A 21,899-nucleotide genomic window follows, 5' to 3' on the forward strand; every position below is an offset into this window, starting at 1 on the left:
GCCTTCTCGCACCCGCGGGGCGACATCATCGTCGGCGGGAAGCCGATCACCGGGTCCAAGGAAGTCAGCGGGACGGACTTCAAGTACCAGCGGGTCTTCAAGGAAGGCCCCATGTACGCCCCGATCACCGGCTACTTCTCGCAGGCCCAGGGCTCGACGTTCCTGGAGGGCGTGCACAACGGCGTCCTCAGCGGTGACGACGACCGGCTCTTCATCCGCCGCACCCTGGACATGCTGACCGGCGAGAAGCGGCGCGGCGGCGACGTCATCACCACCATCGACCCGAAGGCCCAACGGGCCGCCTACCAGGGCCTGGTGGATCTCGACGCACGCGGCGCGGTGGTCGCACTCGACCCGCGCACCGGCAAGGTCCTCGCGATGGCGAGCACTCCTTCGTACGACCCTTCCTCCTTCGCCGGGATCTCGGCGAAGGAGGGCAAGGAGTTCACCCGGCTCAGCAAGAACAAGGACAAGCCGCTGTCCAACCGGGCGCTGCGCGAGATCTATCCGCCGGGCTCCACCTTCAAGGTCCTCACCGCGGCCGCCGCCCTGGAGCACGGCGTGGTCGACGACATCGACAAGCCGACGGGCGCCAAGGCCCCCTACAAGCTGCCGCTCAGCTCCACCACGATCGGCAACGACGTGCCGGGCGCGCCCTGCGACAAGGCGTCCCTGAAGGTCGGCATGCAGTGGTCGTGCAACAACGTCTTCCTCGACACCGCGCTGAAGGTCGGCGACGACGACATGCGCGAGACGGCGGAGAAGTTCGGCTTCAACGAGGAGCAGTTCATCCCCGTCCGCTCGTCGGCGAGCAGCTACCCGGAGGACCTCGACAAGCCGCAGACCGCGCTGACCGGCATGGGCCAGGGCTCTCTCACCAGTACGCCGCTGCAGATGGCGATGGTCGCGGCGGGGCTCGCCAACGACGGCAAGCTGATGAAGCCGTACATGGTCGAGGAGCTGCGCGGCCCCGACCTCTCGGCGATCGAGAAGGGCAAGCCGGAGGAGCTCAGCCAGGCCGTCTCCGCGGACACCGCGCAGAAGGTGCAGAAGATGATGGAGCACACCGTCGACGAGGGCACGGCGAACAAGGCCCAGATCGACGGCGTCACCGTCGGCGGCAAGACCGGCACCGCGCAGCACGGCTCGAACGTCAACGACGAGCGGCCGTATGCCTGGTTCATCTCCTACGCCAAGCTGGACGATGGCTCTTCGCCGGTCGCGGTCGCGGTGTTCGTCGACCCTAAGGACATGGATATCCCGCGGTCGGAGATTGCGGGTGGGCGGCTTGGGGGGCCGATCGCGAAGTCGGTGATGGAGGCGGTGCTTGACGACTGAGTGGTTTCGTACGCGGCTGCGGGTGCCCCTGTGGCTGGTCGCGCCCACGCGGCGGAGCCGCACATGTCACAGCCCCGCGTCCCTTCGGGGGCGCAGCCCCCGTCAGGCCTCCAGCAGCTGACCCGCCAGCCGTTCGATCCGCGCGTGCCAGGCCGCCCGCACCGCTTCCGCATCATCCATGACGCCCGTCTGCGTAAGGACCAGTCGAGCCCCGTGCCCCGTCCCCTCGGAGAACTCCCAGCGCACCTCGCCCTTCGGATGGACGGCGTACGTCAGTGAAGTCGGCGCCGACACCTCGGTGACCGGACCCGCCGAGATGCCGTCCGCGAGGAAACCGTCGGGCGCGGTGTCGCCCTTCAACGGCTCCTCGCCCGCGCACAGTTCGGCCCACACCTTGTCCGCGAACCGGACCAGCTGCCGCTCGAAACGGATGCCGTCGCCGGTCACCTCGCCGCGACCGAGGTCGAACTGCTCCAGGTACGCCTCGTGCAGCTCCCCCGCGTCCTGGCTCACCTCGGCTCCGCTGCCGTCCAGGAACTGGCCGAGCGCCGAGAGGCACAGATGCCAGCCGGAGGCGAAGCTCGCGGCGCCGAAGCGGTCGCCGAAGGTGTGCTCGAGGGTGAGGAGCGAGCCGCCGTCCCCGTCAGGGGTGATCTCCCAGCGCAGATGGTCGTCGCCCCAGCTGAAGGCGAAGACGCGGGGCTCCTCGGCGTCGGTGACCTCGCCGGTCATGCCGGGGCCCTCGTCGCCCGGGAAGTGGAACCCCATCGCGCCGCCCGGCTTCAGCTCGAGCGTCACCTCGGAGGGGAACCAGTTGGCCAGGTGCGCGGGTTGAGTGATCGCGGCCCACACCTTGGCGGGCGGGTGCGCGAGGCGGCGCTCCATCCGCAGGACGCTGTGCCGGCCGTCGTCGGCGGGGCCGAGGGTGTCGGAGTGCGGGTTCATGAGGAGTCACCGTCCATGTTCATCAGGAGTCACCGTCCATCACGTCGAGGTGCCGTTCGAGGGCGTCGAGGCTGCCGGACCAGAGGTGCCGGTAGTGCGCGAGCCATGCGTCGAGCTCTTGGAGAGGCTCGGGCCGCAGCTCGTACCAGCGGCGCTGCGCGTCCTGCCGCACCCGCACGAGCCCGGCGTCGCGCAGCACCCGCAGATGCTTGGACGTGCCGGGCTGGCTGATGCCGAGCCGCTCGGTGAGCTCACCCACCAGGTGAGGGCGCTCCAGGAGCAGATCGAGGATCTTCCGGCGGCTGGGCTCCGCGAGTACGTCGAACGGTATGGGCATACCTCGAACATACGCCGCGAGCTATATAACCGCAACGGCATGCACCCTGCCCCTGCACCCGTGTCATGCGCCCGCGGGGCCCCGCCCCTCCCACGGCAGCCCCCTGCTGTGCAGCACGTCGAGCCGGGACACCGCCCTGGTCAGGACCACGTACAGACGGCTGGGGCCGCGGCTCTCCGCCTCCGCGATGGCCGCCGGTTCGACGGCGACCACGTGGTCGTACTCCAGACCCTTCGCGACGGACGCGGGCAGCACCGTCACGCGCGCGCCCAGCTCTTCCGGGCCCGCGCTCTCGATGCCCGCGGCAGTGAGGGAATCGCGGAGGCCGGGGGTGTCCGCGTCGGCCGCGATGACGCCGACGGAGCCCTCGCGGGACAGCGCGGCGCGCACGGCTTCGACGGTGGCGGCGCCCACGTCACGTACCTCCTGAATCCTCAACTCACCGTCCCCGCGCAGGGATTGGGCAGGCGGAACATCCACGTCGAGGGTGGCGAGGACACGATTGGCGAGCCCCACGACCGCCTTCGGGACGCGGAAGCCGGTGGTCAGCGGGGCGACGGCGGCATCCGGCTTCCCCAGATGGGCGAGGAGTCCGGGCCAGTCGCGCGCGGCCCACGGGGTGGTGCCCTGCGCGAGGTCGCCGAGGACCGTGAGCGAGCCGAAACCGGCGCGGCGGGCGATCGCGCGGGCCTCCATCGGGGAGAGGTCCTGCGCCTCGTCGACGACGATGTGGCCGTACCCCTCGGGCCGTTCGATGAGCCCCGCGAGCTCGTCGAGCAGGACGAGATCGGCGGCGGACCACTTCGCCGACTTGTACGAGCGCGGCGCCTTGGCCCAGCCGATCGCCTGCTGCTCCTCGGCCGTGAGGACGCCGTCGGCCGCGGCGGCGAGCGCTTCCGGGTCGGCGAGCAGCGCCGCGAGCACCTCTTCGGGCCGCGTCCTCGGCCAGGCCGCGTCGACAAACGCCGATACGGGGCGGGCCCGGGAGATCTTCTGCAGCCAGGCGTTGTGCACGGCGCCGGCGCGGCGCTCGGCCTGGAGCTGGATGTGCCGGACGGCGCGGGTGCGGACGCGCTCACGCCCGACGGCGTACGGGGGTTCCTCCGCGCGCACGTCCTCGATGATCCGCTCCAGCTCGTCGAGCGGGACCCGCCAGGTGTACGAACCTTCGGGTACGGCAAGGGAGTTGGCGGGCGGCGCGACGCGCTCGTAGAGGGCCCTTCGCAGGACGGCTGCCATCCGGGCGTCGTGCTTGACGCGGGCCGCGGCCTCGCTGTCGCGGGCGCGGACGGGGGCGGTGGGGCGGGCGATCTCGTCCTCGACGGTGGACTGCCGTACGCCGGTCTCGCCGAGGGAGGGGAGCACCTCGGCGATATAGCGGAGGAAGGTGCGATTGGGGCCGAGGATGAGGAGTCCGGCGCGTTGCACACGCTGGGGGTAGGTGTAGAGGAGATACGCGGCGCGGTGCAGTCCGACGGCGGTCTTTCCGGTGCCGGGGGCGCCCTGGACACAGACGGAGGCGCCGAGTTCACCGCGTACGAGGTCGTCCTGCTCGGGCTGGATGGTGGCGGCGATGTCCCGCATGGGGCCGACGCGGGGCCGCTCGATCTCGCCGGTGAGGATGCGGCTGCGGCTGCGGCTGCGGCTGCTTTGCGCGGGCGGCTCGGCGGGGGTGTGCTGACCGGCAGGGGCGTGCTGACCGCCGCCGGCCAGCGGCTCGTCCTCCAGGCCGGTGAGGTCGGCGGATTCGCCCTTGCTGCCGGGCGCCCAGCCGAAGCGGCGGCGGACGGCGACGCCCTGCGGGTCGCGCGCTCCGGCCTGGTAGAAGGCGCGCGAGACGGGGGCGCGCCAGTCGACCACCAGGGGTGGGGCGGAGGGGTGTTCGGTGATGCGGAGGCGGCCGATGTGATAGCTCTGCCCGCGGTGATCGCCCGCTTCGTCGGCCGCGGGGCCTGCGGCGGCGAAGTCGAGGCGGCCGAAGAAGAGGGGCGCTTCGGGGAGTTCCCGCATGGCTCTGGCGTGGCTGCGGAACTCGTAGCCGAGGACTTCGGCGTCGGCGCCGGACGCGGAGACGTCCGCTCCCCTGACGACCCGCTCCTCCGCCCCGTCGACCATGCCGGTCAGGGCGGCGCGGCAGGTGTCGTGGAAGCCACGTTCTTGGGCGAGGGCGCGGTCGAGGGCGCGGTCGAGGGAGGCGTTGGGGACCGGGCTGGAGTCAGGGTCCGGGTCCAGATCCGGGTCAGGGTCAGGGTCAGGGAGGGCATCAAAGGGCGTCACACCGACGAGAATAATGTAACCGAGTTAAATTTGTCGCCCGGTAAAATTCGTAACCGAGAATCAAACGTGCGCTAGGCTGCCCCCATGACGGACGAAGAGGCGGCGGCACCCGGGCCCCGTGCCCCCGGCCTGCGGGAGCGCAAGAAGCAGCGGATGTACCAGGCGGTCTCGGAGGCCGCGATCGCGCTCTTCCTGGAGAAGGGCTTCGAGAAGGTCCCGGTCGCGGAGGTGGCCGCGGCGGCCGACATCTCCAAGCCGACCCTGTTCCGCTACTTCCCCACCAAGGAGGACCTCGTCCTCCACCGTTTCGCCGACCACCAGGACGAGGCGGCCAGAGTCGTCACGACCCGTCCCGCCAAGCGCACGCCCCTGGACGCCCTGCAGCGCCACTTCCTCGACGGCCTCGAACGCCACGACCCGGTGACGGGCCTCTGCGACCACCCGGCGGTACTCGCCTTCCACCGCCTGCTCTACGGGACGCCATCCCTGGTAGCCCGCCTCTACGAGTACCAGGACCGCTCGGAACAGACCCTGGCCGAAGCCCTGGGCGGCGACGACCCCCTCCCCGCACGCCTCGCCGCGGGCCAGATCATCGCCGTACAACGCATCCTCGCCATGGAGAACTGGCGCCGGATCGACGCGGGTGAGAGCGCGGACGAGGTATGGCCGGACGCGGTGGCAGCGGCGAACCGGGGGTTCGGACAGCTGCGGTCGGGACTGGCGCCTTATGCGTGATGCATGATGCGTGAGAGATGTTGTTCAGGTCGCGGACGGGGTGATGGGGGGTACGACCGGCTGCCGACGCCAGGAAGGCGTGGCCGCCAGTTTCCACACACCTTCGAAGTGATTGATCTGCGTGGCGACAGCCGTCTCGGCGGCCGCCGTCCCCTCCTTGCGGGAGCGGACGGCGAGGTCCGTGTTGTAGCCCTTGGGGTCGTAGACCTCGCACTCGGGGTCCTCGAGGGCCATGGTGGCAGCGACGTCGTAAAGCCCGTGCAGTACGAGCTCCTTGTTGAAGATGCACACCTTGTCCCGTGGATCACCGTTGTACAGGCGGTACTCGCATTGAACGGTCACCCGGCCGCGCTGGCTCAGCCGGTCCGCCAGCCGGGACAGAAACTGGTCGTACTCGCGGCACCTCTCCTCGAGCCGGGACCGGAACTCGGGGAAGTCGACCGGCCTGCCCTCGGGCCCCACGCGGGACGGCACCACCATCTCCCTGCCGAAGTCGGGTATCAGCATCCTGATCGATACCCGCCTTGTCGGCCCCGGGTCGTCGAGAAGACGCTCGAGCCGGTGGTACAGCTCGTTGTAGAGGGTCTCCCCGGTGTAGCCGAGAAAGCAGATCTCGACGGTCCTGGACTGGAACGCCTCACCCACGAACCCTCCCAGATCACGGGAGCTGACCAGACCGCGGTCCGGAGGACCGGACGAGATGGCGAGCTCTCTGACCGCGTCGTACAGCACATAGCCCACCAGGCTGAGCAGCGCACCGCCCAGAAACGCCTGGTCCTCCAGCGCGTCGCCGACCGGCTTGACGAACTGCGCGGTCAGCCCGGTCAAGAAGATGCCGAGCAGCAGTGCCTTCGTGGCCGCCGGCTCGAATCTCGCCCGGTACCGGCGTAACCGTCCGCCCACGCCGTCGCCTGCCGCCCCGCCCACTGTGACCGCCACGCGAGCCCTCCCCCGATGAGACCTCTACAGCGCCGCCCTGGCACCTCTATGCTCGCCGCGCGGCAGCGCCCGGACAAGGTAGGGGTTGGCCAGCGCACTCGCCCGCAGTCCCAGGGACGCCTTCGCGGCTTGCAGGGTCATCGCGTACGAGTCCACCGCGCGCTGCACATTGGGCGCGTCCAGACCCGTGCCCGTGATCAGTCGGTCCAGGTCCAAGTAGGCGGAACGGACGATCTCGATCCATCGGTACACCCGCCAGTCGTCCTTCCAGCCAAGGGTGCACACACTCGGAAGGAGTTTGCTCCAGCGGGCGAACATGCGCTGCCTGATCTCGGCACGGGTCGGGGTCAGGTGCATGTGGCGGACCAGGTCGTACAGCGGATCACCGATCATCGCCATCTCCCAGTCGATGAACGTCAGTCCACGTCCTCGTCCTCGTTCTCCGGCACGGCGTACCAGGTTCCACGGATTGAGGTCCCCGTGGAGAAGGGAATTCCGGCGTGGCGCCAGCCGGTGGCGGCTGAGAATCTCCTGCAGGCGGTAGCCGTCCGGCAGCCCGAGTTCACGAGCGAGCTTCTGGGACTCCTTGGGCAGATCCACCACAAGTCGCACGAGTTCATTGCAGAGTTGGTGGTAGAAGTCCGACTTGGGTGCGGTGGGATCCAGCTGCCTGCCGTCGATGTGCGTCAACGCGACGAGCTGGTCGACCAGTTGATCCGCCTCGTTGGGCAACAGGCCGTCCACCGGGTGATCGGGTGTCAGGTCTCCGGCGCCCTGTCCCTCGTAGGAATGGATGGCGAACGGGTTCTTCCAATTGCTCGTCCCCAGGGCCAGGACTCGCGGCGCCCGCACGTCTACCGAAGACTCCTCAATGACCCTCAGCACCGCGTGCTCGCTGAGAATGCTGCGCTCACGGCGGTCCGCCGAAGCCAGCTTGCGACGCACCACCACCGGGAAGTCGATGCCGTTCACCCTGACCACGGTGTTGAGGTGGGCCGTTCCCTTGAATGCCCGGGAACTCGGGGCATCCGCCTCCGCGACCAGTGCCTCGAGGACGGCCGTCCGGCGGAACGCGGGGTGCTCCGGAACACGCTCGTTCGGCTCCCAGAAGATCGAGGTCACCTGACGGATTCCCTCGGCACGCCTGCCGAACCGGGCCGCCTGCCAGCGGGAGAGGACTCGCTGGATCTTGTCGTCCTCCGGCACTGCATGCAATTGCAGCGGGGCGGCCGCGTTCTCCAACGCTGTGCGCACTTCGCTCGTCGCCTCGTCCAGGCCCTGCTGGTCGGTCACGTTCTCCAGCGACCTGGCGGCACGCATCACATCCGGGTAGACGGACTGGGCACGCTCAAAGGCGACGTAGTGCCCCAGGTCCCGGTCCAGGCCGTTGACCGCGCTGGGTCTGAGACGTCCCATCGCGTTCCTCCAGGCCCCCACCACCTCACCCCACTGGTGCTCGGGATAGCGCATACGGACCAGGTGGGTGGCGAGATCGTGCAGCGGGTCGCCATAGGTGGCCAGTTCCCAGTCGACACAGATCAGCGGTGGGTCACCGTCGAACGAGAAGATGACGTTGTCGCGGTGCAGATCCGTGTGGAGCAGGCTGTAGGGGCGCTGAGCCATCTCCGGTACGCGCTCCGCCATCCCTAGAAGGGCGTGCTCGGGGATGCCGAGGTCGGCGAACAGCCCACCGAACTCAGCCCAATTGGGCTGACGGATCTGGCGCTCGGCGAGGAGCGTGAGGGTCCGCAGGAACGACTGCCCGCCCTCATCGGGGTGAGGCCAGTTCGCCGGCAACGGGGGCAGTGCCTCCCGGCGCACTTGGGTCATCTGGGCAAGCAGGTTGGCCAGTGCGTCGATCAGCAGGGAGTCGACCGGCTTGCCGTTCTGGCAGATGCTGGAGAACGGCACACCCTCCACATAGCTGTGCACCGCGATGTCGCCGCGTTTGGCCAGACACTCGGGCACGTGGGGCAGCGCGCCCTTGACCGCCCGGAGGATCTCGCACTCGTCCTGCCAGGTCCTGATGACAACCGGCAGCGCGTCCTGCATCCGCTGACGCACCGTGACGTACTCACCGGGCAAACGGTCCACCAGGTGGGCCATCGGATCCGTCAGCGAGAACGAATAGTTCCGATTGTGATGCCCTCGCCTCATGCTCCCGTACTGCAGCCCGTGCTCGACCAGTACGTCGTACGCGTCCGGGTCGTCGGCCTCGCTTTCCTCTGCGGGCACCAGGGCAGGGATGCTGGGCAAACGCAAAGCGCCCACGGGCCGCTCCTGGATAGTCACGCGAGGAAGCCGAAAGTGATGCACACCCTAGTGGCGCAGGATGAGGGAGACGACTACAGGGCGGTAAACGATGGGCCCAACGAGGTACGCGCCACTCCTTGGGGACGTCACGTTCGAGAAGCTTCCGTTTATGGACGGTTCGCTTACGGCTTCGCGAGAAGCGACCAGCAGGAATCGAACCAGGCCTGCATGCTGTCGACGAAGAGAGTTCCCTGCGAATCCGGGCTGTCGTCCCTCACATAGTGCGTGAGGGCCGATCCGAGTCCGAGCACATCGAGGGCGTCGATCTCCTCACCGTCGTCGAGCAGGATGCGGCGCTCGATGACCTCGTAGGGCCCGTGCAGTGCCTCGGTGTCATTGAGCAGGTACAGCTTGAACGCAGGCACCAGGGGAACATGGCGCACTTCCACACTCACGTCCGGCACGAGCCCCTCGGTGTGCAGGTCCCGCAGAGAGCCGCGCAGCGACGCCGTGTGCCGCCGCGTGATGGCACGCAGGCGCTCCTGCGGACGCGGGTCGGCCGGGTCGCCCTTCGCACGCGGGTAGGGGAGGTCGAGCTCTTCAGAGGGCAGCAGGATGCGGACGGCGATCCGCTGCGGTGTGATCTCCCGTAGGCGTACACGCTCCGCCTGAAGCCGGATGTGTGCGTCCAGTGACTCCGAAGTCAGCGTGAACACGTCCAGGGCCACATCCGGAACGGCGAACGCAGCCCTGATGATCGGCCCCAGGGAGACTCGGCCCTTGCCTCCGATCCCATGCACCCCACTGGAGCTCGAGTGGGCCAACTGCACCTTCACGACCCGCGACCCGCTCCCCTGCTTGGAACGGATGAGCCCCTCACTGCTGAGCTCCCTCAGCACCCGCTGAATCGTGTCCCTGGAGACGTCGAATTCGCTCGCCAGCTCGCGTTGAGTGGGGAGCCTGCCGCCCAACGGGTACGTGCCGTCGGCCAGCCGGGAGTGCAGCACGTCGGAGACCCGCTGGAACTCACTGCCGCCACCATCACCGGCTCGCTCGCTGACCACACCCCGACCGTACCTCTGGCGGACGCCGAGCAAACCACTTTCCAGTCAAATTGGTTGGCGCATAAGGCAGTTGGTTAAGCGATCAGCCACCTCGGGCAAACAAATCTCAAGCCAATCAGCCAAATTGGACGGAAGGTTGATCGCTTCGCCGGTCCGGCCGGTGAAGCCCGAGGGGTGGGGTCACGTGGTTCTCTCTCAGCTGCTCCCGGCCATGGTGGCCGTGGGGATCGAGCAGCTTCTTCAGTGGGCGGTACGCGCCGCCAAGCGGCGTCGGGGGCACTTGGGCCGGCGTCGGCGTCCGGAGGTCTAGCTCACGCCCGCCCCCGCAAAACCCTCAACACCAACTCCAACGACCCCACCACATGCTCCACCCCCGCAGCGCGCAACAGCTTCTCCTTCCGCTCATTACGCGCGTACCCCAAGAAGCCCACCCCGGCCACCTGCGCCGCCTCGTAATCCGTCGGAGCATCGCCGATCATCAGGGCCGCCGCAGGCTCCGCACCCATCGCGTTGAGGGCGCGGTTCAGGCAGTGCGGGTGCGGCTTGAGGAGGTGGAGGTCCTGGGTGCGGCCGTATATGTGCGGCAGGAAGCAGCGGATCAGGCCCCGGGTGGTGAGATAACTGGTCACCGCCTTGGGGGAGTTGTTCGTCGTGATGGCCAGGCGCGAGCCCATCGCGTGCCACGTCATGATGAGCGGGTCCGCGTACTGGGTGGGCCAGGCGGAGCTCACCGCCATGAGCTCCTGCTGGGTGAGACGTTCCTCCAGTTCGGCCACCAGATCGCTGCCGGGATGCCTGCGGTCGACCGCGCGCAGCACGGCGTGCGGATCCGGCTGCTCCCGTTCCTCCTTGGTCAGCAGCCCGCGCAGGCCCCGCTCCTCGAGCCAGCGCACCTGGTCACGCGCTATCCGCTCCGCCGAATGCCCGGCGAAGAGCCGGCAGATGGGCCCGTCGAAGTCGAAGAGCACGAAACGGGCGGGAGTGATCAGTTCTCGAAGGTTCTCGGCCTCTTCTGCCATCCGCTCAGTCTGCGTCGTATCAGGAGTCACCAAGAGAGTGTCAGGTCAGTCGAGATGGTTTCCCAGAGGGCGGTGAACCATTTCTGCGACTCGTCGACGAATGCCGTGTCCCGATGGGTCGCCCCCGTCTCGAAGGAGAACAGCGGTGATGTCAGGCCGCCCACGTCGTACGCCTCCACCTCCGCGGTGCCGACGTCCAGGGTGTTGCGCCCGATCGTGTAGTAAGCGAGAAGGGCCTCCCGGCCGTTCAGGAGGTAGAGCTTCACGGGAGTGGTGAAGGGCAGCGCGCGGAAGGAGACATCGACCTCGATGCCGTGCGACTGGCGCAGCGCCCGCAGGTTGTGGCGCAGCACCTGGCCCTGGGTGTTGCGCAGTTGGAGCCAGCGCTGGTGGACCCTGCCTCCCTCGTCCTCGCCCTCGATCGGCTTCGGGAAGGCCAGGTCGATGTCGCTGCTGGGCAGCAGGATGCGTACGGAGATGGATTCGGGACGCAGGCGGCCCTCGTGGATGAGGCGGACCGGCTCGCCCAGGGCGATCATCAGGGTTTCCGCCGTGAAAGACACCACGTCTATCCGGACGTGGGGCTGCGAGAACGCCTCCGCCAGGCGTGGTGCGAGGCCGACCATCGACGCTTGTGGTTCCACGCCCGACGCCGCCGGTGCCGACGGGGCGGCCGCCACCCTCGGCGGACTCCCCTTGCTCACGTTCGCGAGCAGCCCGTCCCCCTGCAGCGTCTTCAACGCCTGCCGCACCGTGCCCCGTTCCACGCCGAACTCCTCCGCGAGCACCGCCTGCGTGGGAAGACGGTCGCCCGGTTTGAGGGCGCCGGAGCGGATGCGGTCGCGGAGTGCGTCGGCGATGTCCTGGGGGGAGAGCTTTCTGCTGCCGCTGCTGCCGCTACTACTGCCGTTCACTGCAACGTTCTCCTGGGTCACGACCAGACGATACAACTCCCCGCCATCTCACGGCAGTTGTCTTGAAGTTGTTTATGGCGTGGGACCAAGTGGGGACAACTTAAGTGAAGTTGGTTGCCAACTTACTCAAGATGGCAGAAGGGGGAACCACCATGACCGTCATAGCCCTCCTCGCAGCCGTGTTCGCCGTCACCTTCGAGCAGTTCGTGCAGTGGCAGTACGGGCCCATGGGCATCGTCGGACTGCTGCTGCTCACCGTTGGCATCAAGGCGAAGAGCCCCACCTGCAGTTCCATCGGCGCCGTCGTGCTCGCGCTGATGATGACCGGCCCCGCTATCTGAGGATCTGAGGGGAGCGTACTCAACCCCGCGCCAGCTCCAGATCCTGGCTGATCGTCCCCCACAGCGCGTCGAACCACAGATGCGACTGCTCCACGAACGTCGTGTCCCGCAGCCCGTCACCCTGCTGGAAAGGGAAGAGCATCGACTGCGCGCCCTGGGCGTCGTACATCTCCAGGTGCTCGTGGTCGATCTCCTCGCTCTGCTTGGTGAGGGTGTAGTACGCGAAGAGCGCCTCCGAGCCGTTGAGCAGGTACAGCTTCACCGGCGGCGTGAACGGCAGGGCGCGGAACGAGACGTCCACGTCGATCCCGTGCGAGGTGCGCAGCGCGAGGAGGTTGTGGCGAAGCACCTGCCCCTGCGCGTTGCGCTGGTCGAGCCAGCGGCGGTGCACCTGGCCGCCCTCGTCGTCACCGATGTCCACCGGCGCCGGGAAGGCGAGGTCGATGCTGCGGCTCGGCAGCAGCACCCGGACGGTGACCTTGGCCGGTTTCCGCTGTCCGGCGTGAATCTGACGGAGGGGTTCCCCGATCGCCATCGTGAGCGAGATGGAGGTCAGGCAAAGGGCGTCGATCTCTACGTGCTGAGCCTCGAACGCGGCGGCTATGCGCGGCGCGAGCCCGACCATGGTGGGCTGCGGCCTGACCCCGCCGGGCCCGGAGAGCGGGCGGCCACGGGTGTCGGCGACCGTCGCCGGGCTGCCCTTGGACACGTTCGCCAGCAGGTTCTCGCCCTGGAGGATGCGCAGCGCCTCGCGCACGACGCCTCGCTCCACACCGAACTCGTCGGCCAACTCCGCCTGGGTGGGCATGCGTTGGCCCGGCCGCAGCGCACCGGACCTGATCCGTTCGCGCAACTCGTCGGCCACGTCGCGGTGCGACGTGTGCGGCCTCTTCATCCCATTGACGGGGGCATGTTCCGGGCTCACAACCAAACAGTACAACTTCGCGCCATCTTTGGGGAGTTGCTCGGAAGGTGGTTATGAGTCGAGCCATCGCGGAGATAACTCAGATGAAGTTGGTAGCCAACTTAGGCAACCTGGCAAGACCCTCCGGGGTTGGCCACCAGCCGTTGGCCGTCGGATGGCTACCAGCCGGATGGGACCGGGTCCCCGCCCGGTCCCGAAAGGGGGAACGTCATGCCGCTCATCGCCATCGTCATAGCCGCCCTCGCCATTGGATTCGAGCAGCTCATCCAGTGGAAGTACGGACCGTTGGGCATCGTCGCCTTCGTCCTGCTGACCGTGGGCATCAAGGCCAAGAACACCAAGATCAGCGGGGTCGGGGCCGTGCTCCTCGTCCTGCTGCTTGCCCAGTCGGGCTGATCAGACGGGCTGACCGGGCTCCCATCCGGAGGGGAGCCGGGAGTCCGGTCAGTCGCTCAACTCGAAGAAGTCAGCCGAAGAGGTCAGCCGAAGAAGTCGGTCGAAGAAGTCGGTCGAAGAAGTCATCGGTCGAAGAAGTCAGAAGATGTCCGGGCACCACGGGCGCCTGGGTGTACGGAACAGTGAGTCGGCGGCAGCGGCCGCGCCCGCCCGCTCCTGAGTCACCCGCCCCGCCCCGGCCAGCCGCACCGCGGACTCGTCACCGAGCCACAGCGTCCCCAACTCGCCGACACCGAGGGACAGTTCGGCCGGGTCCGCGGTCGGCGCACACACCGCCCCGTCCGGTGTCGCGTCGAGCCGGTAGCGGCCGGCGGCGAAACCCGCGGGGTCGGCGATCTCAAGCACCAGAGAACCCGACGTCCCGTACGTACGCGATTCCAGCGCCCGTACGACATCCAGGATCCGCACCCACAGCCAGTCCGTCTGCCGGCTGAGGCTGGCGGCGCGCGGGTCCGGCAGGAACAGCGGGAGCAGGTCGTCGGGGGCCCGGTTGTCCGTCTTGACCGTGGTGACCCAGTCGATCGAGCAGAGGTAGCGCCACAGGGCGCGCTCGGCGTCGGGCGTGACGGCGATCAGGCCGAGCACGGTCAGTGTGTTCCGCGGCTGGCTCGCGTCGGTCCATTCGTCGTCCGTCTTGTACGCGACCAGGCCCTCGACCTCGCCGGACGGTGCGCGGTAGAGCGCGTAGAAGGGCTCGGTCCACGGGTTCTCGGGGGTGATCAGCTGCCCGGTGTTCTGCAGCCACCAGCGCTCGTCGCGGTCGACGACACCCTGCGTGCGGGCCCGCAGCCGGTCGTGCAGTGCGGGACCTTCCTTGCGTACGTCGCCGCCGTCCACGAGGTCGATACGGGCGCCCCCTGCCGGGCCCGCCCAGCGCGGGTCGAGCCCGGACCGCGCGACGTCGATCGTCCACTCGGTGGCGACCGTCGCGGGCCCGAAGCCGTAGCGCCCGTAGATCGGGTACTCGGCGGAGATGAGCGTGGCGACGACGTCACCGCGCTCCTTCGCCGCGGCGAGGTCGGCGGACATCATGCGGTTGAGGAGGCCGCGGCGACGGTGCGTCGGGGAGACGGTGACGTTCGAGACGGCGTCGGCGGGGACGGGGGTGCCGCCGGGCGCGGTGAGCTGCTGCGCGAACGACCTGAAGGTGGCGACGATGCGGTCGCCGTCGAAGGCGCCGAGGGTGCGGGCGTAGTCGATGCTCGCCCTGCGGTTGGCGACCACCTCGTCGGAGACCTTCGCCAAGGGGTGGAGGAAGCCGGCGTTGCAGGCGCGGATCCACTCCGGGAGCTCGTCATCTGCGATGGGCCTGACGGTGATGTCGCTCATGGAGTCACGCTAGGCCGGGGGCCGTCCGGGTCGCATCCGGATTCTTTTTCGGCTGCGGGTCCCTCGTGGCTGGTCGCGCCCACGTGGCGGAGCCGCACATGTCACAGCCCCGCGCCCCTTCGGGGCCCTAGAACGCCGCCCGGATCTCCCCCACCTCGGCAGCCCCGCCAAGCAGCGGCACACGCCCCACCCGGGCGAGCACATCCGCCTCCACCCCGGCCAGGCTCAGCGCCCTCGCAAGGACCGGCCCCAGCGCCCGCAGCCCGCCGTCGTCCACCTTGAAGGCGAGCGCGCGGCCGTCCGGCAGGGCGAGGGCCTGGACCGCCTCTGCGCCCATCTTGGAGAGGGTGCCCGGCAGCTCCCGCATGAGCCAGGTGTCGGGGCGGCGCGTCCCTGCGACGTACTCGGGATGGGCCCGCATCGCGTCCGCGACCCGGCGCTCGGCGCTGCCCTCGGGGGCCAGGACGAAGTGGCGGAAGGCGCGGGCGAGGCCGGTGAGGGATATCGCCATCAGGGGCGCCCCGCAGCCGTCCGTGCCGACGGCGGCGACCTGCTCCCCCGCCGCTTCCTCGACGACCGTCAGGATCAGCCGCTGGAGCGGGTGCTCCGGGTCGAGGTACGCATCGGCGTCCCAGCCGTTCAGCTTGCAGACCGCCAGCATCGCCGCGTGCTTGCCCGAGCAGTTCATCGTGACCCGGTCACGAACGGCACCCGCTGCCAGATATGTCTCGGCCTCGACCGGGTCGAGCGGCAGGTCCGCCGGGCACTGCAGGTCCGCGGCCGTCAGACCGTGCTCCGCCAGCATCTTCTGGACGAGATCCCGGTGGAAGCCCTCCCCGGAGTGGCTGGCCGCGGCCAGCGCGAGGCGCTCGCCGGAGAGGTCGAGCCCCGCCCGCAGAATCGCCGCGGCCTGCATCGGCTTGTTCGCCGAACGCGGGAAGACCGGCGCCGTCACGTCCCCCATCGCCAGCTCCACGCCGCCGTCGGCCGCGAGCAGCACCAGGCTTCCCCTGTGGCGGCCCTCGACGAAGCCGGATCGTACGACCTCGGCGAGGACCGGAGGTATGAGAGGGGCAGCGGTGGAGGTCATGTTTCGGCCTTCCGGGGCGGAGGTGGCGTGACGGGCCGCCCGCGGATGCCGGGATCACCGGGTCACGAGAGCAGATCGTCTACTTGTGCTTCGCCTTCACGGTACCTGCGGGCGATCTCCGCACTGCAATCGTCCGCCGTGTGCTGCAGCTCCTGCCGGCGGCGGGAAACCTGCTGTTCGTAGCGGACCAGGCGCCCCATGGCGGTGTGCAGCTCGTCGTCCGTACGGGCCTCCAGGTCGGAGAGCTCGACCTCGGCGAGCATCTCCGTGGCCAGCAGGCCGTACTCCGCGCTGTGCGGGGTGCCGAGCGTCACATGGCGGGCCGACGAGCGGTGCCGGGCCGGGGCGTCCCGCAGGATCTCGTGCAGCCGGTCGACGACAGGACCGACCTGCCCCTGCGCGGCCGACCCCAGCGGGTCCCCGCGCCGGGCCGCCTCAGCCCGCAGGATGTCGATCCGTCCCTGCAGCAGACGTCGTACGTAACTGAGATCCGCCTCGTTCCGCTGCGCGTCACGGCGCAGCTCGCGCAGTTCGCGCAGGAGCAGCGCGGACAGGTCGCGCTCCACCTGATCGGGCAGCACCGGGCTGCCCGTGCGCTGCGTGGGCGGACGCGGCACGTTCGTACGTCGTGCGGCGCTCATGCGGGTCAGTGACACAGGTCCGGGCGGCTGTCCCGTACTTGGTGTGCTCATGTGGCTCTACCGTCCCCTCGACCGGCGCGGTACACCGCGTGTGAGCATCGTGCCACCCCCGGTGGCCGCTATGTGAGCGAGTGCCCCCAATCGGCCCCAGATGGGGGGTTCAGGTGCACGCCTTGGAGCGAGGCGTCGCCGCCGTACGGGGCACGGGGAGGCACGGCATGATGGTCCGTATGCGTGCTGTGGTGCAGAGGGTGGACGGGGCGAGCGTCGTCGTCGAGGGCGAGACCGTCGGTGAGATCAAGGGCGAGGGGCTCTGTGTCCTCGTGGGGGTCACCCACGAGGACACCAAGGAGAAAGCGGCCCAACTGGCCCGCAAACTCTGGTCCGTTCGGATGCTGACGAACGAGAGGTCCTGCTCGGACATCGACGCGCCGCTGCTGGTCATCAGCCAGTTCACGCTGTACGGCGATGCCCGCAAGGGCCGCAGGCCCACCTGGAACGCGGCGGCGCCCGGCGATGTCGCCGAGCCCCTGGTCGACGAGGTCGTCGCCCAGCTGCGGGCGCTGGGCGCGACGGTGGCGACGGGACGCTTCGGCGCCCAGATGCGGGTCTCGCTGACGAACGACGGCCCCTTCACGGTCCTGCTGGAGATGTGAGCCCGGGGCCGATTGCTACGGCTCGACCACGACCTCCTGGGCCGCGGCCGTCGTGCCCGCGACCAGCTCCGCGTCCACCGGTACGTTCCGCTTGATGAGCCCGAGCGCGATCGGGCCCAGCTCGTGGTGGCGTACGGCCGTCGTGATGAAGCCCAGCTTGCGGCCCTCATCGCCCTCGGAGGCCAGGCGCAGCTCCGTGCCGGCCACCGGCAGATGCACCTCGCTGCCGTCCAGGTGCAGGAAGACCAGGCGGCGCGGCGGCTTGCCCAGGTTCTGGACGCGGGCGACCGTCTCCTGGCCGCGGTAGCAGCCCTTCTGCAGATGCACCGCGGAGCCGATCCAGCCCAGCTCGTGCGGGATCGTGCGGTGGTCGGTCTCGAAGCCGAGCCGCGGCCGGTGCGCCTCCACGCGCAGCGCCTCGTGGGCGAGGATGCCGATCGCCGGGCCGTTCTCGTCGGCGTACGACTCAAGGGACGTACGTGGCAGGAACAGGTCCCTGCCGTGCGGCATCTCGCGTACGACGACGCCGTCCGGGACCGGCGCGATCGAACCGGCCGGCAGGTGCACCACCGCGAACTCGTCGGTGCGGTCGGCGACTTCGACCCGGTTGTAGAACTTCATGCTCTCCAGGTACGCGACCAGCGCGTCCTGCGTGCCGGGCTCGACGTGCGCCCACACCGTCTCGCCGTCGTCGACGAGGGCGAGGTGATGCTCGATGTGGCCGTTCGCGGAGAGGATCAGCGCCTCGGTGGCCGTTCCGGCGGGCAGCTCGCTCACATGCTGGGTGAGCAGCAGATGCAGCCAGCTCAGCCGGTCGGGTCCGGAGACGGTGACGACGCCGCGGTGCGAGAGGTCCACGAGACCGGTGCCGTCGGCGAGGGCGCGCTGCTCACGGAACAGATCGCCGTAGTGGGCGGCGACGCCTTCGTCCACGCCCTCGGCGGGGACGGCGCCGGGCAGGGACAGGAGGGGGCTCTTCATGTTCACCAACACTACGACCCGGTAGGCCGCGCGCTTATTCCTTGGTCTGTCCCTTGGCCGAACAGTTCTCGCAGCGCCCGAAGATCGCGAAGTGCTTCAGATCCGTGTCGAAGGCGAACGTGTCCCGCAGTTTCGCGGTGAACTCCGCCGCGACGGAGACATCGGCCTCGATGACGTTCGTGCAGTCCCGGCAGACCAGGTGGATGTGGTGGTGGCGGTCCGCCAGGTGGTACGTCGGCGCCCCGTGCCCCAGGTGCGCGTGGCTGACCAGGCCGAGCTCCTCCAGGAGCTCCAGGGTCCGGTACACCGTGGAAATGTTGATCCCCGACGCCGTCTTCCGCACTTCGCCGAGGATGTCGTCGGGGGTCGCGTGCTCAAGGGTGTCGACGGCCTCGAGGACAAGCTGGCGCTGCGGAGTCAGCCGGTAGCCGCGCTGCCGCAGATCGCTCTTCCAGTCGGTGCTCACCACACCTCGGAGTGTAGGCCTACTTGAAGAAAGCGATGCCGTCGTCCGGCAGATCACCCAGGCCGCGGGCCATCTCGGCGACCTCCTCGGGCGAGACGACCTTCTTCAGCTGCGCCGACATGTACGGCCGCAGCGGGACCTCGGGGGTCTGCTTCTCGCCGACCCACATCAGGTCGCTCTTCACATAGCCGTAGAGCCGCTTGCCACCGGTGTACGGGCCGGACGACGCGGTGCGCGCGACGGCGTCCGTGACCAGGTCGATCTGCGGCTTCTGGTCGGCGAGCTCGCCGTACCAGATCTCCACGACGCCGCTGTCGCGGACCATCACGACCTCGACCTTGCGGTCCTTGTCGATGCGCCAGTAGCCCGTCTCGGACTCCAGCGGCTTGACCTTGTTGCCCTCGGCGTCGAGGACCCAGGTGTTCGAGCGGTACTCGATGAAGTCGCGCCCGTCATGGCTGAAGGAGACTTCCTGGCCGAAGTTCGCCTTCTCGGCGCCGGGGAAGTCGGTGACGCCCGCCCCGGCCCAGTTGCCGAGGAGCCAGACGAGGGGAACGAGGTCGGGGTGCAGGTCGGACGGAATCTCGATCATGGGAGGCTCAGGCGTTCTCTAGACGGCGTACGGGTGGAGAAAGGCGTACGGGCTCAGCGCTGACCCTGGTACAGCTTCTTCACGGAGAGACCGGCAAAGGCGATCACGCCGACGCAGACCAGAACCAGCAGGGCGGAGAAGAAGGCCTCAAGCACGGGGTGCTCCTCGGTGAGCTATCGGGGCAGGTATCAGAGCCGCTCCCACTCTAGTAGGGAGCGGCCGGACTCTCCCGGCGAGGTGGCCTTACGATGCGGCCATGGCGAAGAAGCTCGTGATCAAGGTGACCGCGGGGGCCGATGCCCCCGAGCGCTGCTCGCAGGCGTTCACGGTGGCGGCCGTGGCCGTGGCCAGCGGGGTGGAGGTCTCGCTCTGGCTGACCGGCGAGTCCTCCTGGTTCGCGCTGCCTGGTCGCGCCGCGGAGTTCGAGCTTCCGCACGCGGCGCCGCTGCCGGACCTGATCGCGTCGATCCTCGCCGCCGGGCAGATCACGCTCTGCACGCAGTGCGCCGCCCGCCGCGAGATCACGGAGAAGGACGTACTCGAAGGAGTGCGGATCGCGGGCGCCCAGGTCTTCGTCCAGGAGGCCATGACGGACGGCACGCAGGCCCTCGTCTACTGAGCAACCCGGCCGTACGCTGGTCTTATGTACGCGCGACGCCGCCATGTGTACTTCACCATGATGGGGACGTGCATCGCCCTGTTCGTCCTGGCGTGGGGCGTCGTGCGTCTCTGGTCGATCCCCGTGGCCGTCGGGATGTGCGTCGTGGCGATGGTGATCCCGCCGGTGGCGGCCATGGTGGCGAACCGGCGCGGCCCCGAGGACCGCTGGTGGGACGACCCTTCGGGGGACCCGAAGTCCGACGAGTGGTGGGACGAACTGGACGGCAAGCGCCGGCGGCAGCCGTAGCCGGGCCGCCCCCGTCGTAGCCGAAGGGCCGCACCCCGTTCCAGTGGCGTCCAACCCCTGGGGTGCGGCCCTTCAGCCGTCAGTGATCCGCTGTCGTCAGACCGCGATGGCGACCTCGGCGAGGCCGCCCGTCTGGGCGACGACCGTGCGGTCGGCCGTGCCGCCCGGGATGAGGGCGCGCAGCGTCCACGTGCCCTCGGCCGCGTAGAAACGGAACTGGCCGGTCGCCGAGGTGGGGACCTCGGCCGTGAACTCGCCGGTCGAGTCGAGCAGGCGGACGTAGCCGCTTACGGGCTCGCCGTCGCGGGTCACCTGGCCCTGGATGGTGGTCTCGCCGGGCTTGATCGTCGAGGCGTCGGGGCCGCCTGCCTTCGCTCCACACATATGCGTTGTCCTAACTGCTCACTACTGCTGGCTGCGGTTCGGGAGGGTTACTTGTTGGCGCCGAGCTCGATCGGGACGCCGACGAGGGAGCCGTACTCGGTCCACGAGCCGTCGTAGTTCTTGACGTTCTCGACGCCGAGGAGCTCGTGCAGCACGAACCAGGTGAGCGCCGAGCGCTCACCGATGCGGCAGTACGCGATGGTGTCCTTGGCCAGGTCGACCTGCTCGTCGGCGTAGAGCTCCTTGAGCTCGTCGTCCGACTTGAAGGTGCCGTCGTCCTTGGCGTTCTTCGACCACGGGATGTTGCGCGCGGACGGGACGTGGCCCGGACGCTGCGACTGCTCCTGCGGAAGGTGCGCCGGGGCGAGCAGCTTGCCGCTGAACTCGTCGGGCGAACGGACGTCGACCAGGTTCTGCGAGCCGATGGCCGCCACGACGTCGTCGCGGAAGGCGCGGATCGAGGTGTCCTGGGGCTTGGCCTTGTACGAGGTGGCCGCGAGCTGCGGCACCTGGTCGCCGTCGACCAGGTCGCGGGAGTCGAGCTCCCACTTCTTGCGGCCGCCGTCGAGGAGCTTCACGTCCTGGTGGCCGTAGAGCTTGAAGTACCAGAAGGCGTAGGACGCGAACCAGTTGTTGTTGCCGCCGTAGAGGACGACGGTCGTGTCGTTCGCGATGCCCTTGGCCGAGAGGAGCTTCTCGAAGCCCTCCTGGTCGACGAAGTCGCGGCGGACCGGGTCCTGGAGGTCGGTGGTCCAGTCGATGCGGACCGCGTTCTTGATGTGGTTCTTGTCGTACGCGGAGGTGTCTTCGTCGACCTCGACGATGACAACCTTCGGGTCGTCGATGTGGGCCTCGACCCAGTCGGCGTCTACCAGGACGTCGCTGCGGCTCATGCTTCTTCTCCTCCGGGGCAGTTACGGCGGCTGCGGTGCTGTGCGAGGGGCTGCCGGTACGGGCGGTGATCACGCGGTGGCGCGGCGTACACGGCACGGGGTGGCCCTGACGGGGGTCAACGGGCCTGGGGGATGCGGGGGTCGGAGCTCCCGCTCAGAAGGTGCGACAGAGCATGGCGGCGACGCGGCACAGGTCTACTGCCCGCCGCTTCGTGAGGTCCGCCTGTCGTTGCATGTGTCCGATCGTAGGGACGCAGGGGCGGCCATGTCACCGGCGTGTCGGATGCTGAGACGCGATCATCCGCATACTGGGATTCGTTGAACGCGAAAGCCGTCCGCGCGGGGGCGGGGGGCGGTGTTCACCCCGCCGCATCCCCCGCGCCGCCCGGGCGGGGGCGGACATCGGTAACGCCCCGC

The 21,899-nt window shown here is 69.0% G+C and carries 25 protein-coding genes; 7 read left to right on the forward strand and 18 right to left on the reverse strand.

What is annotated here, in order from left to right; genetic code table 11:
• The coding region (locus tag ACFWY6_RS15550) for a peptidoglycan D,D-transpeptidase FtsI family protein (RefSeq protein WP_384689802.1) at positions 1 to 1,338 on the forward strand (1,338 nt) is incomplete at its 5' end.
• Positions 1,339 to 1,440: 102 nt separating this feature from the next.
• Here the strand turns inward: ACFWY6_RS15550 and ACFWY6_RS15555 are convergent.
• The 3 genes from ACFWY6_RS15555 to ACFWY6_RS15565 form a co-directional block, all read right to left on the reverse strand.
• Complete coding sequence (locus tag ACFWY6_RS15555) at positions 1,441 to 2,283, reverse strand: SRPBCC family protein (protein WP_384689805.1); 843 nt, start codon at positions 2,281 to 2,283, stop codon at positions 1,441 to 1,443.
• A 22-nt stretch (positions 2,284 to 2,305) separates the two neighbouring features.
• Positions 2,306 to 2,620, reverse strand: a complete 315-nt coding sequence (locus tag ACFWY6_RS15560) for an ArsR/SmtB family transcription factor (RefSeq protein ID WP_384689809.1) — start codon at positions 2,618 to 2,620, stop codon at positions 2,306 to 2,308.
• 63 nt (positions 2,621 to 2,683) lie between these two features.
• Complete coding sequence (locus tag ACFWY6_RS15565) at positions 2,684 to 4,852, reverse strand: HelD family protein (RefSeq protein WP_384689880.1); 2,169 nt, start codon at positions 4,850 to 4,852, stop codon at positions 2,684 to 2,686.
• A 129-nt stretch (positions 4,853 to 4,981) separates the two neighbouring features.
• On the opposite strand from ACFWY6_RS15565, the gene ACFWY6_RS15570 reads away from it, so the two are divergent.
• Positions 4,982 to 5,632, forward strand: coding sequence for a TetR/AcrR family transcriptional regulator (locus ACFWY6_RS15570; RefSeq protein ID WP_384689812.1), 651 nt, complete (start codon positions 4,982 to 4,984; stop codon positions 5,630 to 5,632).
• A gap of 24 nt (positions 5,633 to 5,656) precedes the next feature.
• Here the strand turns inward: ACFWY6_RS15570 and ACFWY6_RS15575 are convergent, their stop codons facing one another.
• From ACFWY6_RS15575 to ACFWY6_RS15595, 5 genes are all read right to left on the reverse strand, one after another.
• Positions 5,657 to 6,571: a hypothetical protein gene (locus ACFWY6_RS15575; RefSeq protein ID WP_384689815.1), complete on the reverse strand. Its 915-nt coding sequence runs from the start codon at positions 6,569 to 6,571 to the stop codon at positions 5,657 to 5,659.
• 24 nt (positions 6,572 to 6,595) lie between these two features.
• Positions 6,596 to 8,728: a phosphotransferase gene (locus ACFWY6_RS15580; RefSeq protein WP_384689883.1), complete on the reverse strand. Its 2,133-nt coding sequence runs from the start codon at positions 8,726 to 8,728 to the stop codon at positions 6,596 to 6,598.
• Between the two features lie 278 nt (positions 8,729 to 9,006).
• Entirely contained in the window at positions 9,007 to 9,888 is an 882-nt protein-coding gene (locus ACFWY6_RS15585) for a winged helix-turn-helix domain-containing protein (protein WP_384689818.1), read from the reverse strand.
• A 311-nt stretch (positions 9,889 to 10,199) separates the two neighbouring features.
• Positions 10,200 to 10,907, reverse strand: coding sequence for an HAD family hydrolase (locus ACFWY6_RS15590; RefSeq protein WP_384689821.1), 708 nt, complete (start codon positions 10,905 to 10,907; stop codon positions 10,200 to 10,202).
• Between the two features lie 26 nt (positions 10,908 to 10,933).
• Entirely contained in the window at positions 10,934 to 11,848 is a 915-nt protein-coding gene (locus tag ACFWY6_RS15595; protein ID WP_384689886.1) for a GntR family transcriptional regulator, read from the reverse strand.
• A 125-nt stretch (positions 11,849 to 11,973) separates the two neighbouring features.
• On the opposite strand from ACFWY6_RS15595, the gene ACFWY6_RS15600 reads away from it, so the two are divergent.
• On the forward strand, positions 11,974 to 12,162 hold the full coding sequence (locus ACFWY6_RS15600) for a hypothetical protein (protein WP_266864987.1): 189 nt from the start codon (positions 11,974 to 11,976) through the stop codon (positions 12,160 to 12,162).
• A 19-nt stretch (positions 12,163 to 12,181) separates the two neighbouring features.
• Here ACFWY6_RS15600 and ACFWY6_RS15605 read toward each other — a convergent pair whose 3' ends face one another.
• A complete protein-coding gene (locus ACFWY6_RS15605; RefSeq protein ID WP_384689826.1) occupies positions 12,182 to 13,057 on the reverse strand; it encodes a FadR/GntR family transcriptional regulator in 876 nt (291 codons plus the stop codon).
• Positions 13,058 to 13,297: 240 nt separating this feature from the next.
• Between ACFWY6_RS15605 and ACFWY6_RS15610 the strand changes: the two genes are divergently transcribed.
• On the forward strand, positions 13,298 to 13,483 hold the full coding sequence (locus tag ACFWY6_RS15610; protein WP_360776410.1) for a hypothetical protein: 186 nt from the start codon (positions 13,298 to 13,300) through the stop codon (positions 13,481 to 13,483).
• Positions 13,484 to 13,621: 138 nt separating this feature from the next.
• On the opposite strand, the gene ACFWY6_RS15615 is transcribed toward ACFWY6_RS15610, so the two are convergent.
• From ACFWY6_RS15615 to ACFWY6_RS15625, 3 genes are all read right to left on the reverse strand, one after another.
• Positions 13,622 to 14,872, reverse strand: a complete 1,251-nt coding sequence (locus ACFWY6_RS15615) for a GNAT family N-acetyltransferase (RefSeq protein ID WP_384689829.1) — start codon at positions 14,870 to 14,872, stop codon at positions 13,622 to 13,624.
• 127 nt (positions 14,873 to 14,999) lie between these two features.
• The gene (locus ACFWY6_RS15620; RefSeq protein ID WP_384689831.1) at positions 15,000 to 15,962 is read right to left on the reverse strand and encodes an asparaginase; all 963 of its coding nucleotides are present in this window, start codon (positions 15,960 to 15,962) and stop codon (positions 15,000 to 15,002) included.
• A 62-nt stretch (positions 15,963 to 16,024) separates the two neighbouring features.
• On the reverse strand, positions 16,025 to 16,654 hold the full coding sequence (locus ACFWY6_RS15625; protein ID WP_361824548.1) for an aerial mycelium formation protein: 630 nt from the start codon (positions 16,652 to 16,654) through the stop codon (positions 16,025 to 16,027).
• Between the two features lie 179 nt (positions 16,655 to 16,833).
• On the opposite strand from ACFWY6_RS15625, the gene dtd reads away from it, so the two are divergent.
• Positions 16,834 to 17,259 (forward strand): D-aminoacyl-tRNA deacylase, encoded by a 426-nt coding sequence (gene dtd / locus ACFWY6_RS15630; protein WP_384689834.1) that lies wholly within the window; start codon positions 16,834 to 16,836, stop codon positions 17,257 to 17,259.
• A 15-nt stretch (positions 17,260 to 17,274) separates the two neighbouring features.
• Here dtd and ACFWY6_RS15635 read toward each other — a convergent pair whose 3' ends face one another.
• The 3 genes from ACFWY6_RS15635 to ACFWY6_RS15645 are packed head-to-tail and all read right to left on the reverse strand — an operon-like array spanning position 17,275 to position 19,298.
• Positions 17,275 to 18,240 (reverse strand): YgfZ/GcvT domain-containing protein, encoded by a 966-nt coding sequence (locus ACFWY6_RS15635; RefSeq protein ID WP_384689837.1) that lies wholly within the window; start codon positions 18,238 to 18,240, stop codon positions 17,275 to 17,277.
• A gap of 34 nt (positions 18,241 to 18,274) precedes the next feature.
• A complete protein-coding gene (locus tag ACFWY6_RS15640; RefSeq protein ID WP_384689840.1) occupies positions 18,275 to 18,709 on the reverse strand; it encodes a Fur family transcriptional regulator in 435 nt (144 codons plus the stop codon).
• A gap of 16 nt (positions 18,710 to 18,725) precedes the next feature.
• Positions 18,726 to 19,298 (reverse strand): FABP family protein, encoded by a 573-nt coding sequence (locus ACFWY6_RS15645; RefSeq protein ID WP_360776398.1) that lies wholly within the window; start codon positions 19,296 to 19,298, stop codon positions 18,726 to 18,728.
• A gap of 256 nt (positions 19,299 to 19,554) precedes the next feature.
• On the opposite strand from ACFWY6_RS15645, the gene ACFWY6_RS15650 reads away from it, so the two are divergent.
• Positions 19,555 to 19,917 (forward strand): DsrE family protein, encoded by a 363-nt coding sequence (locus ACFWY6_RS15650; protein WP_266864967.1) that lies wholly within the window; start codon positions 19,555 to 19,557, stop codon positions 19,915 to 19,917.
• A 24-nt stretch (positions 19,918 to 19,941) separates the two neighbouring features.
• Positions 19,942 to 20,205, forward strand: a complete 264-nt coding sequence (locus ACFWY6_RS15655) for a DUF3099 domain-containing protein (RefSeq protein WP_360776396.1) — start codon at positions 19,942 to 19,944, stop codon at positions 20,203 to 20,205.
• A 96-nt stretch (positions 20,206 to 20,301) separates the two neighbouring features.
• On the opposite strand, the gene ACFWY6_RS15660 is transcribed toward ACFWY6_RS15655, so the two are convergent.
• From ACFWY6_RS15660 to ACFWY6_RS15670, 3 genes are all read right to left on the reverse strand, one after another.
• Positions 20,302 to 20,589, reverse strand: a complete 288-nt coding sequence (locus ACFWY6_RS15660) for a DUF1416 domain-containing protein (RefSeq protein WP_160505842.1) — start codon at positions 20,587 to 20,589, stop codon at positions 20,302 to 20,304.
• Positions 20,590 to 20,636: 47 nt separating this feature from the next.
• The gene (locus tag ACFWY6_RS15665) at positions 20,637 to 21,482 is read right to left on the reverse strand and encodes a sulfurtransferase (protein ID WP_361824564.1); all 846 of its coding nucleotides are present in this window, start codon (positions 21,480 to 21,482) and stop codon (positions 20,637 to 20,639) included.
• Between the two features lie 154 nt (positions 21,483 to 21,636).
• Entirely contained in the window at positions 21,637 to 21,717 is an 81-nt protein-coding gene (locus tag ACFWY6_RS15670) for a putative leader peptide (RefSeq protein WP_351007875.1), read from the reverse strand.
• Positions 21,718 to 21,899 lie beyond the last annotated feature (182 nt).

Source organism: Streptomyces sp. NPDC059037, from assembly GCF_042740015.1.
GTDB lineage: Bacteria > Actinomycetota > Actinomycetes > Streptomycetales > Streptomycetaceae > Streptomyces.

What these genes read in the sequence shown, in the direction of transcription:
- ACFWY6_RS15555 (WP_384689805.1), bottom strand. Translation starts at nt 2,283, where the DNA reads ATGAACCCGCACTCCGACACCCTCGGCCCCGCCGACGACGGCCGGCAC.
- ACFWY6_RS15560 (WP_384689809.1), bottom strand. Translation starts at nt 2,620, where the DNA reads ATGCCCATACCGTTCGACGTACTCGCGGAGCCCAGCCGCCGGAAGATC.
- ACFWY6_RS15570 (WP_384689812.1), top strand. Translation starts at nt 4,982, where the DNA reads ATGACGGACGAAGAGGCGGCGGCACCCGGGCCCCGTGCCCCCGGCCTG.
- ACFWY6_RS15580 (WP_384689883.1), bottom strand. Translation starts at nt 8,728, where the DNA reads ATGAGGCGAGGGCATCACAATCGGAACTATTCGTTCTCGCTGACGGAT.
- ACFWY6_RS15590 (WP_384689821.1), bottom strand. Translation starts at nt 10,907, where the DNA reads ATGGCAGAAGAGGCCGAGAACCTTCGAGAACTGATCACTCCCGCCCGT.
- ACFWY6_RS15600 (WP_266864987.1), top strand. Translation starts at nt 11,974, where the DNA reads ATGACCGTCATAGCCCTCCTCGCAGCCGTGTTCGCCGTCACCTTCGAG.
- ACFWY6_RS15605 (WP_384689826.1), bottom strand. Translation starts at nt 13,057, where the DNA reads ATGAAGAGGCCGCACACGTCGCACCGCGACGTGGCCGACGAGTTGCGC.
- ACFWY6_RS15610 (WP_360776410.1), top strand. Translation starts at nt 13,298, where the DNA reads ATGCCGCTCATCGCCATCGTCATAGCCGCCCTCGCCATTGGATTCGAG.
- ACFWY6_RS15615 (WP_384689829.1), bottom strand. Translation starts at nt 14,872, where the DNA reads ATGAGCGACATCACCGTCAGGCCCATCGCAGATGACGAGCTCCCGGAG.
- ACFWY6_RS15620 (WP_384689831.1), bottom strand. Translation starts at nt 15,962, where the DNA reads ATGACCTCCACCGCTGCCCCTCTCATACCTCCGGTCCTCGCCGAGGTC.
- ACFWY6_RS15625 (WP_361824548.1), bottom strand. Translation starts at nt 16,654, where the DNA reads ATGAGCACACCAAGTACGGGACAGCCGCCCGGACCTGTGTCACTGACC.
- dtd (WP_384689834.1), top strand. Translation starts at nt 16,834, where the DNA reads ATGCGTGCTGTGGTGCAGAGGGTGGACGGGGCGAGCGTCGTCGTCGAG.
- ACFWY6_RS15635 (WP_384689837.1), bottom strand. Translation starts at nt 18,240, where the DNA reads ATGAAGAGCCCCCTCCTGTCCCTGCCCGGCGCCGTCCCCGCCGAGGGC.
- ACFWY6_RS15645 (WP_360776398.1), bottom strand. Translation starts at nt 19,298, where the DNA reads ATGATCGAGATTCCGTCCGACCTGCACCCCGACCTCGTTCCCCTCGTC.
- ACFWY6_RS15650 (WP_266864967.1), top strand. Translation starts at nt 19,555, where the DNA reads ATGGCGAAGAAGCTCGTGATCAAGGTGACCGCGGGGGCCGATGCCCCC.
- ACFWY6_RS15655 (WP_360776396.1), top strand. Translation starts at nt 19,942, where the DNA reads ATGTACGCGCGACGCCGCCATGTGTACTTCACCATGATGGGGACGTGC.
- ACFWY6_RS15660 (WP_160505842.1), bottom strand. Translation starts at nt 20,589, where the DNA reads ATGTGTGGAGCGAAGGCAGGCGGCCCCGACGCCTCGACGATCAAGCCC.
- ACFWY6_RS15665 (WP_361824564.1), bottom strand. Translation starts at nt 21,482, where the DNA reads ATGAGCCGCAGCGACGTCCTGGTAGACGCCGACTGGGTCGAGGCCCAC.
- ACFWY6_RS15670 (WP_351007875.1), bottom strand. Translation starts at nt 21,717, where the DNA reads ATGCAACGACAGGCGGACCTCACGAAGCGGCGGGCAGTAGACCTGTGC.